Raw genomic sequence first — 14,903 nt, 5'->3', positions numbered from 1 at the left:
CGGCCGTGTCCATCGTCGAGGACGTCGGCGCACAGGTCCGCGCCGCCGCCGATGACCTGCCGCTCGCGCAGCTGGCCCTGGCGCTGGAGAAGTTCGGGCTGGCCGCCGAGCGGCTGCGCTGGGTCCGCCAGGAGTCGGCCGACCCGATGGGGGTGCCGGAGCTCTCCGCCGCCACCGAGCACGCCGAGACCGCCGGCTACGCGCTGCGCGTCGCGCAGGAGCAGCTCTCGGCGTACCTGGCCGCGATCGGGCTGGCCGGCGACGGCTCCCCGGCCCCGGCTCCGCAGGAGCAGCGGCGCCGGCCCGCCCACGACGCGCCGCGCGAGGCGGCCCCGGGGGCTCCGGCGCCGCAGCCGGCCGCCGAGGTGGCGCCCCGCCGCTGGTGGGCCGTGCGGGTGGCCGAGCTGACGGGCGGCCGGGAGGGCCCGCCCGAGCAGCCCGACGAGAAGGTCGACGACGCCCGGGAGTTGCTGCGCCGGGTCGTCGGCGGGGTCCGTGCCGGCGACCGCGACCGGCTGCACACCGAGCTGCGTCGCGCGCACGCCGACGTCGGCCTCGGCCTGGCGGCGGTGGCCCCGCCGCTGCTGCGCGAGCTGGCCGGGGAGCTGCTCGGGCGCCCGCCGCGCGCCGAGGACCTGGGACGGTTGCACCGCGAGCTGGACGGCCGGGTGCGGGACCTGCTGCCCGGCCTGCCCCCCGCGGTGCTGGACACGCTGCTGACCCGGATCTGCCGGATGCCCCCGCCCCGGCGCGACGAGGCGGAGCAGCCGCACGCCGCCGACCCGGCCGTCACCGCGGGGGTGCTCACCGGGGTGTTGCTGGCCCGGCTCGGCCGGGACCTGCCCACCGACGACGAGCGGGCCCGGCACGCCGAGACGGCCCGGGAGCGACGCGCCGCCGCCGAGCGGGACCGGCAGGCGGAGACCGCCCGCGACCGGGCCGACGACGCCGAGTGGCAGCGACGCGCTGCCGCCGCGAAGGGCCGGGTGGCCGCCGCGCGCGAGCGGGTCGCGGCGGCCCGGGACCGGGCGGATGCGGCACACGACCAGGCGACCGCGGCCCGGGAGCGGGCGGCGACAGCCGCCCAGGCCGCTTCGAAGCCGGACCGGGCGGCGACACCCGGCCAGCCCGACCCGACGGCCGATCGGGCGGCGACGCCCGGCCGGCCCGACCCGACACCGGACCGGCCGACGCACGGCCGGCCCGGCGGGCCGACCGGCTCCGGCAGCGCGACGGGCTCCGGCGGCGCGACGGGGCGGCGCGGTGCACCGGCCGCCGACGCGAGCGCCGCGGGGCGGCCCGGATCGGCCGGCCGCGTCTGGTCGAGCCCGCCCTCAGGGCGGCGGGCGTCGGGCGGCACCGCGGACCCGCGCGGGCGGGGCGTCGATGGCTGACCGGCGCAGCCAGCTGGTCACCCGGGTCCGGGGCATGCTGGGCGAGGCCCTCGGCACCACCCGGACCCGGCTGTCCACCGCGCAGGCCGAGCTGACCACGGCCCGGGAGCGGCTGGCGAAGGTCCGGCGGGCCGCGGCGGTGGTGCCGGAGCGGGTGGGCGCGCAGCGCGACCGGCGGCTGGCCGAGATCGACGATCGGCACGCCGCCCGGATCGCGGAGCTGGCCCGGCGCGCGGCGGACGCGGCGCAGCGGGAGGCCCCCGGGGCGGCCTCGGCGGACTGGACGCGGTGGCGACCGACCCCGACCCGGCGGGCCGAGCCGCCGGGCGCGCTGCGCATCGGCACGGTACGCATCCCCGGCGCCGAACCGGTGCCGGCGCTCGTGCCGCTGCTCGACGCCGGCCACGTCGAGCTGACCGGGGACGACCGGGAGGGCTGCGACGCGGTGGTGTCGGCGCTGCTGCTGCGCGGCGTCGGGCGCGCCGATCCGGGCGCCGTCCGGCTGGTCGGCTACGACCCCGAGCACCTGGGCGGCGGCCTGGCCGGTTTCGCCCCCCTCGGCACCGCCGGGCTGCTCACCTTCGTCGGCCCGGGCGGGCTGGCCCGGCTGCTCGACGACCTGGTCGAGCAGATCCGCCGGATCAACGAGACGGTGCTGGCCGGGGAGTACGTCTCGCTGCGCGAGCTGGCCGCCGCCACCGGTCGCCGGCCCGAGCCGTGGCGGGTGGCCGTGCTGCTGGGCGGGGACGAGCTGTCGCGGCACGAACGCGGCCAGCTCGACCGGGTGGTCCGCACCGGGGCGGCCTGCGGCGTGCACCTGGTGGTGCGGGGCGTGTCGCTGCCCGAGGATCCCACCGTGACCCGGGTGGGCGCGCACGCCGACGGCGCCCGGATCGGCGGGCCGGCCGGCCTGCCCGTACGCCTCGACCCACCGCCCCCACCGGTCCTGGTCACCGAGACCTGCCGGGAGGTGGCGGCGCGGGTCAACGCCGGCCCCGCCCCGACCCCGTTCACCGATTTGCTGCCGCCGGTGGAGCAGATGTGGCGGGAGGATTCCGCCACCGGGCTGACCGCCCCGATCGGCGAGGGCCCGCACGGCCGGCCGGTGCTGCTCACCCTGGGCGACTACCCGCCGCACGCGCTGATCGGCGGCCCGTCCGGCACCGGCAAGACGAACCTGATCTTCGCCTGGATCGGGGCGCTGGCCGCCCGCTACTCCCCCGCCGAGCTGGAGTTCTACCTGCTGGACTTCAAGGAGGGGGTGTCCTTCGCCCGGTTCGCCAAGGGCCGGCGGGACCCGAGCTGGCTGCCGCACATGCGGCTCGTCGGGATCAACGTCAACACCGACCGGGAGTTCGGCCTGGCGTTGTTGCGCTTCCTCGCCGAGGAGCTGCGCCGGCGGGCCGACGCCGCGAAGAAGCACGAGGTCACCAAACTCGCCGAGCTGCGCGCGGTCGACCCCACGGGGCACTGGCCGCGGATCGTCGCGGTGGTCGACGAGTTCCAGATGCTGCTGGCCGGGCGGGACGTGGTCGCCCGGGAGGCCGCCGACCTGCTGGAGGACCTGGCCCGGCGCGGCCGGTCGCAGGGCATCCACCTGGTCCTCGCCTCGCAGGACGTACGCGGCATCGAGGCGCTGTGGGGACGGCCGGCCCTGGTCGCGCAGTTCACGTTGCGCATCGCGCTGCCGAAGGCGCTGCGGATCCTCGCCGAGCGCAACGACGCCGCCCAGTCCCTGCCGCGCCACCACGCGGTGGTCAACGCGGAGTCGGGCATGGCGGAGGGCAACCAGGTGGCCCGGATCCCGTCGGCCAGCGACTGGGAGACGTGGAGCGAGTTGCAGCACCGGCTGTGGCGGATGCGCCCGCAGGACGCCGCGCCGGCCCGGCTCTTCGACGGCGACGCGATCCCCCGCCTCGCCGACGCGCCGGACTTCCGGGCGCTGAGCGCGCCGGAGACGGGGCACCCGCGTACGCCGGTGGCGCTGCTCGGCGAGATCATCGACGTGCAGTCCCGCTCGGCGGCGTTGCGGCTGCCCCGGGCTCCCGGCCGCAACCTGGCGGTGCTCGGCACCCGGGTGGACGAGGCGTGCGCGGTGCTCGACGCGGCGGCCCGCTCCCTGGCCCGCCAGCACCGCCCCGGCACCGCCCGCTTCTCGATCGCCTGCCTCGACCCGGACGCCGACCCGGCCGCCCGGTCCCTCTACGAGGATCTCGCCGACGACGCCGCCTGGTACGACGAGGAGACGGTCGGCGAGCTGATGGCCGAGACCGCCGAGGGGCTCGGCGCACCGGGCAGTCCGCACTACCTGCTGCTGTTCGCCGTCGACGCGGCGGCCGGGGCGTTGGCCGCGCGGATCGGCCGGCGCACCGGGCTGGAGGAACTACGCCGGATCCTGCACGACGGGCCGGAGCGGCGCACCCACGTGCTGGCCTGGTGGCGCGGCGTCGCCCGGATGCGGGCGGACCTGGGCGGGCCGGCGGCCCGCACGGACCAGATCGGCGCCTGGGTGGCGCTGGACGCCCACGGCGGCGAGCTGGGTTCGTCGCTGTATCCGGGCACCGGCGGCCCGGACTGGTATCCCCGCCCCTGGCGGGGGCTGTTCTTCGACCGGGCGGTGCACCGCACCGGCCAGGTGATCATCCCCTACGGACCGGCGCGATGAACGAACCGGTGACCAGTGAGTCGTACGCGGCCCAGATCCGTCGGCTGGCCGAGCTGAGCGCGCGGGTGCGCGTCCAGCGGGCCGAGGCGCACACCTGGCACGCCCAGCAGTGCGCCGCGGCCGAGCGGGCCGTCGCCGAGGCGGAGGCCGAGCTGCGGCGCGCGGAGCGGGAGCTGGTGGACGCCCGCGAGGAGCAGGAACGGGTGGACGCCGAGGTCGCCGACCTGTGGCAGCTGCTGCGCGGCCGGCTCGGCGGCTCGGGCCGTCGGGCGGGCGGGCCACCGGCGCCGGTGCCCGGCGCGACGGGCGACCCGGCGCCGCTGCTGGCCGGCGTGCGGGACCTACTCAACCGCACCCGCCAGCCGGGTGACCTGCCGGGCTCGGTCAACCCGCTGCTGGCGTTGTGCGGGGTGGCGGGCGCGGTGCTCGCGTACGCCCTCGGCGGCGCGGCCCGGGCGGCCGGCGACCGGTACGGCGGCGAGCTGGCCGTCGGGCTGCCGGTGCTGGCCCTGGTGGTGACGCTGCTGGGCCCGCTGGTCGGTCTGGTGCCGGCGAAGGTCCTCGCCGACCGCCGGCACGCCGTGCTCGGCCCCCGGCCGATGACCGTCGTGCTCGTCGCCGGGCTGGTGACCACCGTCGCGCTGCTGGTCGCCGGCCGCTGAGCCTGCGGCCCGCCGCTGAAGCGCGGCCCGCTGCGGAACCGCGGGCCCGCTGCGGAACCGCGGCCCCGCTCAGGCGGGGACCAGCACCGCCTCGCGCAGGAGGCGGCGGGCCAGGGTGAGCCGGTCGGCGTCGTCGTCCAGGCCCGGCAGGTCGCCGACCCGGACGGACCCGGCGCCGAGCAGGGCGCGCACGGCCGGCGCGCACGACGCGGGCAGGGTGATCGTGCGGTCGAACAGCACCAGCGCGACCTGGTCACCGCGTGGGGTGAGCCGCCAGCGCAGGCCGGGTCGCGGGGCGAGCCGGGTGTCGGCGTCCAGCGCCGCCAGCGCGGCGGCCTGGGCCAGGGGTCGGATGGGCGCGGGCCGGGCGGCCGGCCAGGCGCGCTGCCGCAGCCGCGCGGCGACGGCCGCCGGGTCGGCCCGCAGCAGCCAGTCCCGCAGCGCCTCCACCGTCTCGGTCAGCTCCGGCTCGATCGCGTCCGGGTCGGCGACGTCGGTGCCGAACGGCAGCGTGGCGCGCAGCCGCTGGTCCTCGGCGGCGAGGGCGAGCAGCTCCTCGACCATGGCGTAGCGGGTCAGCGCCCGGACGCCGACGGTCAGGTGCAGCGAGCTGGACTCCTGGGCCTGCGCGCTGTGCAGCCAGCCGCGGGGCAGGTAGAGCGCGTCACCGGGGGCGAGCACCACGTCCAGCGCGGCGGGCCCGTCGGCGGTGGCGGCGACCTCGTCGGCCCGGCCGCCCCACGGCTGCTTCTCGAGCGGGTCCGGCAGCACCGGCGGGTGGATCCGCCAGTGCTTGCGGCCGTCGACCTGGAGGACGAAGACGTCGTGGGTGTCGTAGTGGGTGGCGAAACCCTGGCTGCCGGCCGGGGTCAGGTAGGCGTTGACCTGCAACGGCTGCCCGACGGCGGCGCCGAGCTCGCGGGTGAAGTCGGTCAGGGCCGGCCAGGTGCGGTGCAGGCCCTGCAGGACGAGGGTGGCGCCGCCGGCGTACAGCTCCAGCACCCGCTCGTCGAGGACCTGGTCGGCGATCTCGGCGCCGGCGCCGCCGCCGCCGGTGAAGCGGGCCGCCGGCACGAGCTGGCCGTCCTTGGCGATCCGCAGGAACGGGGTACGCAGGCCGCGGCGGCTGAGCAGCTCGTCGGCGTCGGCGGGGCTGAGCAGGTCGGTGAAGCCGTCCCGGTTGGGCAGCTCGTCGGCGCGGGAGAGCAGCGGCGTGTGTCCCCAGTGGGCGGCGGCGAACTTCGCCGGCTCGACCGACACGCAGCGGGCGAGCGCGGCGGAGGCCCCGGACGGAACCGCCGGGCGGCCGTCGCCGCCCGGCGGGTCGATGTCAGTCATGGCGGTCCGTCAGGCGCTGCCGTCGGCGCCACCGTCGTGCTGGCCCGGAGTGGCACCGCCGTCGGCGGGACCCTCCGCGCTGCCGTCGGCGCCGCCGTCGTGCTGACCCGGGGTCGCGCCGCCGTCGGCGGGACCCTCCGCGCCCTGGTCGGCGCCCTGGTCGGCACCGCGCTCGGCGCCGCGGTCGGCACCACCGTCGGCGCCACCGTCCTGCTGACCCGGGGTCGCGCCGCCGTCGGCCGGGCCCTCGGGGCCGCCACCGCTGGTGGTCTGCATGTCGTCGTCGTTGAGTGCCATCGGTGCTCCCTAGGGATGTGCCGCCCCGCCGTTACGCCGGGGTCCGTCGTGCAGCGGGTGGTACCCCACACGCGATCTTCTCTAACCACACCGTAGACGCCCGTTCCGGTTCACACCGGCGGTTCGCCGGGCCCGGTCCCGGCCGACCGGAGGCACGGCGCGGCGCGCGGTGTGGGGCGACGCCCAGGTGTCCGCGATGGCGCCGCCCGGCGCGGTGGCGCCGCGGTCGCGCCGCCCGGCGCGGTGGCGCCGACGGTGACAGGATGGTCCTGCCCGACCAGGAGGTGACGATGACCGAGCCGACCGGGCCGCGCCCGCTGGAACCGGTGACCGAGCAGTGGCAGCGCGCGCTGGCGATCGTGGCGCACCCCGACGACCTGGAGTTCGGCGCCGCCGCCGCGGTCGCCCGCTGGACGGCGCAGGGCAAACACGTCGGCTACTGCCTCGTCACCAGCGGCGAGGCCGGCATCGACGCGATGCCCCCGTCGCGGGCGAGGGAGGTCCGGGAGCGGGAACAGCGCGAGTCCGCGGCCCTGGTCGGGGTGGAGACAGTGGAGTTCCTCGGCCTTCCCGACGGCGTCCTGGAGTACGGCGTGCCGCTGCGTCGCGCCCTGGCCGGGGTGGTCCGCCGGCACCGGCCCGAGATCGTGATCACCAACAACTTCCGGGACACCTGGGACGGTGCGTACGCCCTCAACCAGGCAGACCACATCGCCACCGGCCGGGCGGTGCTGGACGCCGTCCGCGACGCCGGCAACCGGTGGGTGTTCCCGGAGCAGCTCGTCGACGGGGTCGAGCCGTGGAACGGGGTGCGCCAGGTCTGGGCCGCCGCCTCGCCCCTCGCCACGCACGGGGTGGACGTCACCGACACCTTCGCGCGGGGCGTGGCCTCGCTGAGGGCGCACGAGGCGTACCTGACCGGGCTGGGCGACGGCGGCTTCGACCCCGAGGAGTTCCTCGAAGGGCTCAGCCGCCCCGTCGGCGGCCGGCTGGGCGTCCGCCACGGCGCCGCCTTCGAGGTCTTCCCCTTCGACCTTCAGTAGGGACGACGGATGATCCTGCTCGGCACCTCGGGTTGGCAGTACCGCGACTGGCGGGGCCCCTTCTATCCGACCGGGCTGCCGCAGCGGCTCTGGCTGGAGCACTGCGCCGCCCGGTTCGCCACGGTGGAGGTGAACAACGCCTTTTACCGGCTGCCCGAGCGCGACACCTTCGCCGCCTGGCGGGCCCGCACCCCCGACGACTTCTGCGTGGCGGTGAAGATGAGCCGCTACCTCACCCACGTCAAGCGCCTGCGCGACCCCGCCGAGCCGGTGGCCCGCTTCCTGGGCCGGGCCACCGCGCTCGGCGACCGGCTCGGGCCCGTGCTGGTGCAGCTGCCGCCGAACCTGCCCGCCGACCCGGCGGCGCTGGACGCCACGCTGCGGCTCTTCCCCGCCGACGTGCGGGTCGCCGTCGAGCCGCGGCACCCGTCGTGGTAGACCGACGCCACCCGCGCGGTGCTGGAGCGGCGGCGGGCGGCACTGGTCTGGGCGGACCGGCTCGGTCGGCCCGTCGCGCCCGCTGGCGCACCGCCGACTTCGGCTACCTGCGCCTGCACGAGGGGCGGGCCAACCCCTGGCCCCGGTACGGCCGCACCTCGCTCGCCTCCTGGGTACGCCGGCTCGCCGACGCGTTCGGCGACGACGAGCCCGCGTACGTCTACTTCAACAACGACCCCGGCGGCGCCGCCATCGTCGACGCGACCGCCTTCGCCGCGCTCGCCCGCCGGGCCGGCCGGTCGGTCAGCCGCGTGCCCGGGACGCCGCCGCCCGACGACCGGGGCGAGGCGGTGGCGCCGAGCGCGCCGGCGTGAACGGCACGCGGTCCGCTCCACCGGGGGCGGAGCGGACCGTCGCGGACGAGCGGCGCGTCAGGGAATGATGTTGGCCATGTCCTTGGGCATCGTGGCCTTCACGTCCTCCCACTCGCCCTGGGTCACGTGCCGGCGCAGGGTGTCGAGCACCACCTGCACCACGCGCTCCGGGCCGCCCTCGACGTCGTACGGGAAGCCCTGCCGGACCTCCAGCAGGAAGTCGTCCCGGTTGAGCTTGATCGGCACGTCCGACGGCTTCCAGCCGTCGAAGTAGATCCCGCGCACGAGCACCGGCAGCTGCGCGGCGAACTCCACGCTCTCCTGCACCGGCATCCGGTCGCGCAGCAGGTGCAGCACCGTGCGCAGCGCGCAGTAGGACTGGTTGCGTTGCTCCTTGGGCCAGCCGTAGGCCTGCTCGATGTCCTTGAGGATCAGGTTAGTCTTGTCCATCGAGGACTCGAACGCGGAATGCAGCTGCTCAGCCATCTCTCCACCCCCGTACGTCGGTCTCCCACCGTCGGTCGTCGTCACGTCGCGGCGGCCCCACCGGGCCGCGCGGCTGCCGGGTCGGGCCGACCCGGGCGGGGCGCGGCGCCCACCGGGCTTCGGCGGACGACCCGACGACGTGCAGCACGGCGCCGCGTCGTCGACCCGGTGCCACCCGAACCGTCATCTCCACCCACCTCCGTGGTGTCGCCTTCCGCGGCCACGGTCGACCGCACACACCGCCCATGCTGCGCGGCGTCGGGGTGAGCGGCCCTCACCCCGACGGGGTGAAACGCCCGGCTCAGTCGGCGTCGAGCAGCCCGGCGAGGGTGGCGGCGTTGGTCTGCGCGTAGTCCCGGTAGCAATTGTTGAGAAGCACGTGCGTCTCCCGGGCGGAGTCGGCCAGCTCGCGCAGCTTCGGCGCCCAGTCGCGCAGCTCCCGGTCGGCGTAGCGGTAGCCGAACTTCTCGTGGATGTCCTTGCTGGTCCACTTGTCGCTGTGCCCGTGGAAGCGGACCACCGCGAGGTCCGCGGTGGCGGCCAGCACCGGGGGCACCGACGAGCGGTGCCCCTGCGGCATGTCCACGCAGACGTACGCCAGCCGGTGCTCGCGCAGGAAGGCGAGGGTCTCCCCGGCGTTGTCGCCGTCGAACCAGGAGGCGTGCCGGAACTCGTAGACCGGGCGCAGCGGGGCGCACCGCTTCGCCACCTCCAGCAGGTACTGCTTGTTGTCCCGCTTGATGGTGAACCAGGGCGGGAACTGGAACAGCAGCGCGCCGAGCTTGCCCGCCTCCACCAGCGGGTCCAGCGCGGCGAGGAAGCGCGTCCACACCTCCTCGTACGCCTGCGGCGGCAGGTCGTCCGGGTACAGGTTCTTCTTCCCCGTGTCCGGCCGGAGGTCCTTGTAGAGCGCGCCGACCCGGGTCGGGTGCCCGGTGAGCAGACTGAACGCCTTGACGTTGAAGGTGAAGCCGGCCGGGGTGCGCTCGGCCCACAGTCTCGCCGTCCGCTCGGCGGGCGGCGAGTAGTAGGTGGCGTCGACCTCGACCAGCGGGAACTGGCGGGCGTAGTACGCCAGCCGCTTCTCCGGGGTGTCGGCGGTCTGCGGATACCAGCCGGAGTCCAGCAACGTCCGGTCGGTCCAGGAGGCGGTGCCGACCTTGATCTCACCCATCAGTCGACCTCGCCGCGTTCCGGACCGACCGGCAACCGTTGGCGGGGATCAGGCCGCCCGACGCTCCCGGTTCTGCTTGCACTGCACGCAGGTGGTGGCGGAGGGGAAGATCTCCAGCCGCTCGACCGGGATCGCCGAGGTGCAGCCCTCGCAGAAGCCGTAGGTGCCCTCCTCCAGCCGGGTGAGGGCGTGCTCGTACTGGGCGCGGCGGTCGAGGATGGTCCGCAGCAGGGACTGTGCGGTGTCCCGCTCGGCCGTCTTGGTGCCGCTGTCGGCCTGGTCGTCGCCGGCGGTGTCACCCACCTCCACCAGCCGCAGCACCTGGCTCTGGAGCACCGCCTGCTCGTACTCCGCGGACAGCTCGTCGTAGCGGGCCTGCAGGGAGCGCCGGATCTGGTCGATCTCCGCCTGGGATCGGCCCGTACCGATCGTGTCGTGGACGAGCATCGCTGCCTGCCTTTCTGGCCTGAAAATCCGCCGGGGCACCGGTACGTGCGCCCAGCCCCGTGGTGTCTGTGCGCGGGCGGATCACCCGCGCTCTGTGAGCCGGGCGAATACCCCGGCGGGCCGACGCTCAAACCGACGATTTTTCGCCGCGTCACGGCGTCAGGGCGACACCGTGGACTCCACCAGCGCCGGGTGCCGGGGATCGTCGGCGCGGACCACGACGTCGGCGAACGAGGCCGGGGCGACCTCGTCGGCGTACCGGGCGAAGGCCGGCAGCGTCCACCGCTGCGCGGGGTCGGTGCGCCGGGCCAGGGCGGCCGGGGAGAGCACCAGGTGGACGGTGACGTCGAAGGGCAGGCCCCCGCCGAGCAGCAGCGCCCCGCTGACCAGCAGGACGCCCCCGGGCGGCAGGTCGACGTACGCGGCGCGGCTGGCCCGGTCGGCGGTGGCGTCCCACAGCGAGGGCAGCACCCGCCCCGAGCCGCCGGGCCCGGCCGGGTCGAGCACCTCCCGGCGCAGCCCCGGCTCGTCGACCCAGCCCTCGTAGAACGCGTCGGGGTTGGTCCGGCCGAACTCCAGGCGCACCGACGCGGGGCGGAGGAAGTCGGCGGCGCGGACGTGCAGGGCGGGCCGACCGAGCGCGCGCAGCGGGTCGACCAGCGCGGCGGCGAGTTCGTCCGGGCCGGCCGCCGGCGCGCCGTCGACGGCCACCCGCAGCCGGCCGGGGGCGTCGGTGCCGGCGAGGCGCTCGGTCAGCTCGGCGACGAGCAGCTCCGGGGAGATGGGTCGAATCCGCATCCGACCATGGTGCCCCGCCGGCCGTCCCGCACGGGCCCGCCCGCACGAGGACGCGGCGGGCGGCGTCGGCCGCGTCGGCGGTGGACGCGGCGGGCGGTGGTGACGCGGTGGGCCGCCGTGCGTCCGTGGTGGGCGCGCGGTGGGCGGTGGGCGGCGTCAGCCGTTGCGGTCGATGGTGACGCGGGCGTCGTCGGCGAGCCGGTAGCCGACGCCGTAGACGGTGGTGACCAGCGGGACGTCGACGCCGACCTTGCCGCGCAGCCGGCGGACGTGCACGTCGACCGTGCGCACGCCGGCGTGCTCGTAGCCCCAGACCGCGTTGAGCAGCTGCAACCGGGTGAAGACCCGGCGGGGGTGGGCGACGAGGTGCAGCAGCAGGTCGAACTCCAGCCGGGTCAGGGGCAGCGGCTCGCCGTCGCGCAGCACCGACCGGGACGACGCGAGGATGTGCAGGGTCGGGATGGTGGCGGCGACCGGGCGCGACGGCGCGCGGCCGGCGGGCACCGGGTCGGGGCGGCGTTCGACGGTGGCGGTGATGACGGTGCCCTCGCCGCGTTCCAGCATCTCCCGGGCGGCCTCCAGCAGCCGTCGGGCGGGCGGGGTCAGCGACTCCTCGGATGCCAACGGGATGTTCAGGGTCACCGTGAGCATCGGTGCGGCGGTGTTGGCGGGGCGACGCTGGCCCCCCGGGGGTCGACCGGGAACAGCGGGCTGGGACGTATGCCATCCGGCGCGCGACGAGGCGGGGCTGACCGACATGGTCCTCCTTGGCTGGTCCGGGTATCTCCCCACGGCCCGGGACGCCGCTCCATCGATGCTTCCCGGCGCCCGGGCGAGGGTCAAGGGGCGGCTGCGTTGCATGAATGTGACAATTGACGAACGCATCGGAGCCGGATGCTCGCTCTGCGTACGAAGCCTGATGATTACAGCAGAGCCGCCGGGTTGACCCGATAGGGGGGTGCCCGCCCGGTTCACGGTGGTCGGCGCGGGTGCGCGCCGCGAATGGATGAACGTGGATCGGGTCGGCCCGCCGGAGGGCCGCGGCCACGCGACCGGGGGTGGCGCGCGGCGTACCGGGGACGGGACGCCGGGGCCCGGACGCGGCGGCGCGGCGCGCCCGGAGCCGGGCACGCCGCGCGGGTGGCGCCGTCAGCGACTGCGCTCGATCTCGATGCGGGCCTCGTCGGCGAGGCGGTAGCCCACCCCGTAGACGGTGGTCACCACCGGCATGTCCGCGTCCAGCTTGGCCCGCAGCCGGCGGACGTGCACGTCGACGGTACGCGCCACCGCGTGCTCGTAGCCCCACACCCGGCTCAGCAGCTGGAGCCGGGTGAACACCCGGCGGGGCCGCTCCGCCAGGAACAGCAGCAGGTCGTACTCGATGCGGGTCAGCGGGATCACGCGGGAGCCTTGGTGGACCACCCGCGAGTCGGTGGCGATCCGGATCGCGTGCGGGTCCACGATGGCCGGCACCGGCCGGGGCGCCGCCGGCCGGTGCTCGGCGACGCCAGGCCCCAGCCGCCCCTCCCCCGATTCGGCGAGTTCGCCGATCAGCTCCAGCAGCCGGGCCAGGCGGGGGCTCACCGGCCCCGGGACGAGGTCGAGGGTGATGGTGACGGACGGGGCGGAACGCGGTCGGACCGCTCCGATCCGCTCGGGGCGCGCGGTCGAGTGGTGTCGGGTGGGGATGGCGACGACGGACATGGAGCCTCCTGCGGCGGCGGTGCCGCCACGCCCGGTGGAGCGTGACGGTCAGGACGGCGCCCGGCCGGCGGTCACCGGGGGCGCGGGGGTGGACGTGGGCTGCGGCGGGGTGGGGCCGAGCACGGGCAGGCCGGCGAGCCGCCAGGCGACGAAGCCGCCGACGACGTCCGTGGCGTGGCGCAGCCCGAGATCCTGGAGTGCGGCGGCGGCCAGCGACGAGGTGTAGCCCTCCTGGCAGATCACCACCACCCGCAGGTCGTAGCCGACCGCCTGGGGCAGCCGGGCCGGGCAGCGGGGGTCGAACCGCCACTCCAGCACGTTGCGTTCGATCACCAGCGAGCCGGGCACGGTGCCGTGGGCGGCCCGCTGGGCGGCCGGGCGGATGTCGACCAGCAGGGCCCCGCCCCGGTGCGCCAGGTGCGCGCGCTCCGGGTCCAGCCGGCCCAGCCGCGCCCGGGCGGCGGCCAGGATCTCGTCGATGCCCCGGGAGCCCGGCGGCGCCACCGGGGCCGGACACGCCTGCGGGTCGTCGGTCTGCGGCATGGTCGTTCCCTCCACTGGTTGCTGACGGTTCACGTACGACGGCGGTCCGCCGGCGCGGGGCGGGCGGCGCGCCGGGGATGGCGGGCGGCCCGGGCGGCCCCGCGTCGCGCTCACCAGGCGACTCCGGCCTCGGCCACCTCGGCGACGCGCAGCCGGCCGTCGGCGAGCCGGTAGCTGGTCATCCGGCGCAGCGCGGGCCGGTAGACGTGGACGCTCACCGCCGGCTCGTCGGCCCGGTTGGACACCAGGTGCACGTGCCGCGGGCCGAAGCGACGGCCGGAGCCGGCCGCCAGCCGGTGCGGGCGGAGCACGCCCCCGTCGACCGTCTCCTCGGTCAGGACTCCGGAGACGACCAGGAACGCGCCGCCGCAGCCGCCGTGGTCGTGCAGGTCGGTGCCCTGGCCGGGCAGCCAGCTCAACGCCCACACCTCGTGGTCGGGTTCGTGGGCGAGGCGGGCGTACCACCGGGAGACCGGATCGAAGCGCAGCGGCACCGGCCAGCGGGCGGGGTCGGCGGCCCACCGTCGGGCGGTGGCGAGCAGGTCGGGTGGGCGTCGGTCGGGCATGGCGGTCCTCGTGCGGCTCGGCGGTACGTCGACCCAGCATAGGCTGCAAACCCTATTGGTTTAGTAGGCAATCCCAGGAGCTGGGACGCGGTCAGCGGCGGACCGGCGGATCCACCCGGTAGCCGGGGACCGACGGCCAGCGCACCGTCAACACGACCGACTCGCGCTCGGCATACCAGGAGTGGTCCACGCCCCGCCCCCACACCACGTAGTCGCCGGGCTCGCCGAGCACCACCGTCCGGTCCGGCAACTCGACCCGGAACCGGCCGCTGACCAGCACCAGCAGGGCCGTCCGCCGTTCCTGGGTGGCCCATCGGGAGCGCGCCTCCCCCGCCGGATGGACCCCCCACTTCACCTCGACCTCGGCGCTGTGCCGGGCGTCGCCCGGGGGCATGAAGTGGCCGAGCAGCCAGCCGGCGTTCGTCGCTCCGTCCACACCCGCGTTGCCCACGTACACCCTGTCGTCCATCGACCCCTCCCCCAGCACGCCGGCCGAGCAACGTACCAAGCGGGCGTCCGACTAACCTGGACCGGTGAGTGAGGAACTCGACGCGGAGACGCTGGCGTTCGCGCACCGGATGTTCGACCTGGCCCGCGACGGGGCCACCGCCGAACTGGCCGACTACGTCGACGCGGGACTGCCGGTCAACCTGACCAACGACAAGGGCGACACCCTGCTGATCCTGGCGGCGTACCACGCCCATGCCGAGACCGTCGCCGCGCTGCTCGCCCGCGGGGCCGACCACGCCCGGACCAACGACCGGGGCCAGACGGCGCTGGCCGCGGCCACCTTCCGCAGCAGCACCGAGGCCGTCCGGGCGCTGCTCGCCGCCGGGGCCGACCCGCACCACGGCAACCCGTCGGCGGTGGAGACCGCCACCTTCTTCGACCTGCCCGAGATGCTCGCGCTGCTGGCCGCACCGACCGCCTGACGCCGACGCCCGGCGGGGCCGGCCCGCGCCGGGTATACAGGG

Annotated in this window: 16 protein-coding genes and 1 pseudogene; 6 read left to right on the top strand and 11 right to left on the bottom strand. The window is 76.5% G+C overall.

The annotated features are described in order from the left end of the window. Positions 1-5 precede the first annotated feature (5 nt). The 3 genes from ACLQ22_RS28140 to ACLQ22_RS28130 are packed head-to-tail and all read left to right on the top strand — an operon-like array spanning position 6 to position 4,721. Entirely contained in the window at positions 6-1,394 is a 1,389-nt protein-coding gene (locus tag ACLQ22_RS28140) for a hypothetical protein (RefSeq protein WP_425694954.1), read from the top strand. Further along, on the top strand, positions 1,387-4,059 hold the full coding sequence (locus ACLQ22_RS28135) for an FtsK/SpoIIIE domain-containing protein (RefSeq protein ID WP_425694953.1): 2,673 nt from the start codon (positions 1,387-1,389) through the stop codon (positions 4,057-4,059). Before ACLQ22_RS28140 ends, ACLQ22_RS28135 begins: the two co-directional genes overlap by 8 nt. Continuing rightward, positions 4,056-4,721, top strand: coding sequence for a hypothetical protein (locus ACLQ22_RS28130; RefSeq protein ID WP_121397948.1), 666 nt, complete (start codon positions 4,056-4,058; stop codon positions 4,719-4,721). The genes ACLQ22_RS28135 and ACLQ22_RS28130 overlap by 4 nt, the downstream gene beginning before the upstream one ends. Before the next feature lie 69 nt (positions 4,722-4,790). Here ACLQ22_RS28130 and ACLQ22_RS28125 read toward each other — a convergent pair whose 3' ends face one another. Both ACLQ22_RS28125 and ACLQ22_RS28120 read right to left on the bottom strand, forming a co-directional pair. After that, positions 4,791-6,059, bottom strand: coding sequence for a cupin domain-containing protein (locus tag ACLQ22_RS28125; protein ID WP_425694952.1), 1,269 nt, complete (start codon positions 6,057-6,059; stop codon positions 4,791-4,793). Between the two features lie 9 nt (positions 6,060-6,068). Next, positions 6,069-6,356, bottom strand: a complete 288-nt coding sequence (locus ACLQ22_RS28120; protein ID WP_416611845.1) for a hypothetical protein — start codon at positions 6,354-6,356, stop codon at positions 6,069-6,071. Between the two features lie 263 nt (positions 6,357-6,619). Between ACLQ22_RS28120 and ACLQ22_RS28115 the strand changes: the two genes are divergently transcribed. Further along, complete coding sequence (locus ACLQ22_RS28115) at positions 6,620-7,399, top strand: PIG-L deacetylase family protein (RefSeq protein ID WP_425694951.1); 780 nt, start codon at positions 6,620-6,622, stop codon at positions 7,397-7,399. Positions 7,400-7,408: 9 nt separating this feature from the next. Then, a pseudogene (locus tag ACLQ22_RS28110) lies at positions 7,409-8,211 on the top strand (DUF72 domain-containing protein). Positions 8,212-8,268: 57 nt separating this feature from the next. Here ACLQ22_RS28110 and ACLQ22_RS28105 read toward each other — a convergent pair. The 9 genes from ACLQ22_RS28105 to ACLQ22_RS28065 form a co-directional block, all read right to left on the bottom strand. Then, positions 8,269-8,697, bottom strand: a complete 429-nt coding sequence (locus tag ACLQ22_RS28105) for a DUF2267 domain-containing protein (protein WP_121397945.1) — start codon at positions 8,695-8,697, stop codon at positions 8,269-8,271. Between the two features lie 301 nt (positions 8,698-8,998). Then, positions 8,999-9,871, bottom strand: coding sequence for a DUF72 domain-containing protein (locus ACLQ22_RS28100; protein ID WP_425694950.1), 873 nt, complete (start codon positions 9,869-9,871; stop codon positions 8,999-9,001). A gap of 48 nt (positions 9,872-9,919) precedes the next feature. Beyond that, positions 9,920-10,318: a TraR/DksA family transcriptional regulator gene (locus ACLQ22_RS28095; RefSeq protein WP_089000644.1), complete on the bottom strand. Its 399-nt coding sequence runs from the start codon at positions 10,316-10,318 to the stop codon at positions 9,920-9,922. Positions 10,319-10,477: 159 nt separating this feature from the next. Next, on the bottom strand, positions 10,478-11,116 hold the full coding sequence (locus ACLQ22_RS28090; protein WP_425694949.1) for a uridine kinase: 639 nt from the start codon (positions 11,114-11,116) through the stop codon (positions 10,478-10,480). A 156-nt stretch (positions 11,117-11,272) separates the two neighbouring features. Then, positions 11,273-11,875, bottom strand: a complete 603-nt coding sequence (locus ACLQ22_RS28085) for a winged helix-turn-helix domain-containing protein (protein WP_425694948.1) — start codon at positions 11,873-11,875, stop codon at positions 11,273-11,275. A 390-nt stretch (positions 11,876-12,265) separates the two neighbouring features. Next, positions 12,266-12,820 (bottom strand): winged helix-turn-helix domain-containing protein, encoded by a 555-nt coding sequence (locus tag ACLQ22_RS28080; protein WP_425694947.1) that lies wholly within the window; start codon positions 12,818-12,820, stop codon positions 12,266-12,268. A gap of 48 nt (positions 12,821-12,868) precedes the next feature. Beyond that, positions 12,869-13,363, bottom strand: a complete 495-nt coding sequence (locus tag ACLQ22_RS28075; RefSeq protein WP_425694946.1) for a rhodanese-like domain-containing protein — start codon at positions 13,361-13,363, stop codon at positions 12,869-12,871. Positions 13,364-13,473: 110 nt separating this feature from the next. Continuing rightward, the gene (locus ACLQ22_RS28070) at positions 13,474-13,929 is read right to left on the bottom strand and encodes a cysteine dioxygenase (RefSeq protein WP_425694945.1); all 456 of its coding nucleotides are present in this window, start codon (positions 13,927-13,929) and stop codon (positions 13,474-13,476) included. A gap of 91 nt (positions 13,930-14,020) precedes the next feature. After that, positions 14,021-14,398, bottom strand: coding sequence for a signal peptidase I (locus tag ACLQ22_RS28065; RefSeq protein ID WP_425694944.1), 378 nt, complete (start codon positions 14,396-14,398; stop codon positions 14,021-14,023). 64 nt (positions 14,399-14,462) lie between these two features. On the opposite strand from ACLQ22_RS28065, the gene ACLQ22_RS28060 reads away from it, so the two are divergent. Beyond that, the gene (locus ACLQ22_RS28060) at positions 14,463-14,861 is read left to right on the top strand and encodes an ankyrin repeat domain-containing protein (protein ID WP_425694943.1); all 399 of its coding nucleotides are present in this window, start codon (positions 14,463-14,465) and stop codon (positions 14,859-14,861) included. The last annotated feature ends 42 nt before the right edge of the window (positions 14,862-14,903 follow it).

The sequence above is a fragment of the Micromonospora sp. DT178 genome (assembly GCF_049841695.1).
Classification (GTDB): Bacteria; Actinomycetota; Actinomycetes; order Mycobacteriales; family Micromonosporaceae; genus Micromonospora.
This window is presented reverse-complemented; position numbering and strand designations above follow the sequence as displayed.

Coding starts and splice junctions, on each gene's coding strand:
- ACLQ22_RS28135 (WP_425694953.1), top strand. CDS start 1,387: ATGGCTGACCGGCGCAGCCAGCTGGTCACCCGGGTCCGGGGCATGCTG.
- ACLQ22_RS28130 (WP_121397948.1), top strand. CDS start 4,056: ATGAACGAACCGGTGACCAGTGAGTCGTACGCGGCCCAGATCCGTCGG.
- ACLQ22_RS28125 (WP_425694952.1), bottom strand. CDS start 6,059: ATGACTGACATCGACCCGCCGGGCGGCGACGGCCGCCCGGCGGTTCCG.
- ACLQ22_RS28120 (WP_416611845.1), bottom strand. CDS start 6,356: ATGGCACTCAACGACGACGACATGCAGACCACCAGCGGTGGCGGCCCC.
- ACLQ22_RS28115 (WP_425694951.1), top strand. CDS start 6,620: ATGGTCCTGCCCGACCAGGAGGTGACGATGACCGAGCCGACCGGGCCG.
- ACLQ22_RS28105 (WP_121397945.1), bottom strand. CDS start 8,697: ATGGCTGAGCAGCTGCATTCCGCGTTCGAGTCCTCGATGGACAAGACT.
- ACLQ22_RS28100 (WP_425694950.1), bottom strand. CDS start 9,871: ATGGGTGAGATCAAGGTCGGCACCGCCTCCTGGACCGACCGGACGTTG.
- ACLQ22_RS28095 (WP_089000644.1), bottom strand. CDS start 10,318: ATGCTCGTCCACGACACGATCGGTACGGGCCGATCCCAGGCGGAGATC.
- ACLQ22_RS28090 (WP_425694949.1), bottom strand. CDS start 11,116: ATGCGGATTCGACCCATCTCCCCGGAGCTGCTCGTCGCCGAGCTGACC.
- ACLQ22_RS28085 (WP_425694948.1), bottom strand. CDS start 11,875: ATGTCGGTCAGCCCCGCCTCGTCGCGCGCCGGATGGCATACGTCCCAG.
- ACLQ22_RS28080 (WP_425694947.1), bottom strand. CDS start 12,820: ATGTCCGTCGTCGCCATCCCCACCCGACACCACTCGACCGCGCGCCCC.
- ACLQ22_RS28075 (WP_425694946.1), bottom strand. CDS start 13,363: ATGCCGCAGACCGACGACCCGCAGGCGTGTCCGGCCCCGGTGGCGCCG.
- ACLQ22_RS28070 (WP_425694945.1), bottom strand. CDS start 13,929: ATGCCCGACCGACGCCCACCCGACCTGCTCGCCACCGCCCGACGGTGG.
- ACLQ22_RS28065 (WP_425694944.1), bottom strand. CDS start 14,398: ATGGACGACAGGGTGTACGTGGGCAACGCGGGTGTGGACGGAGCGACG.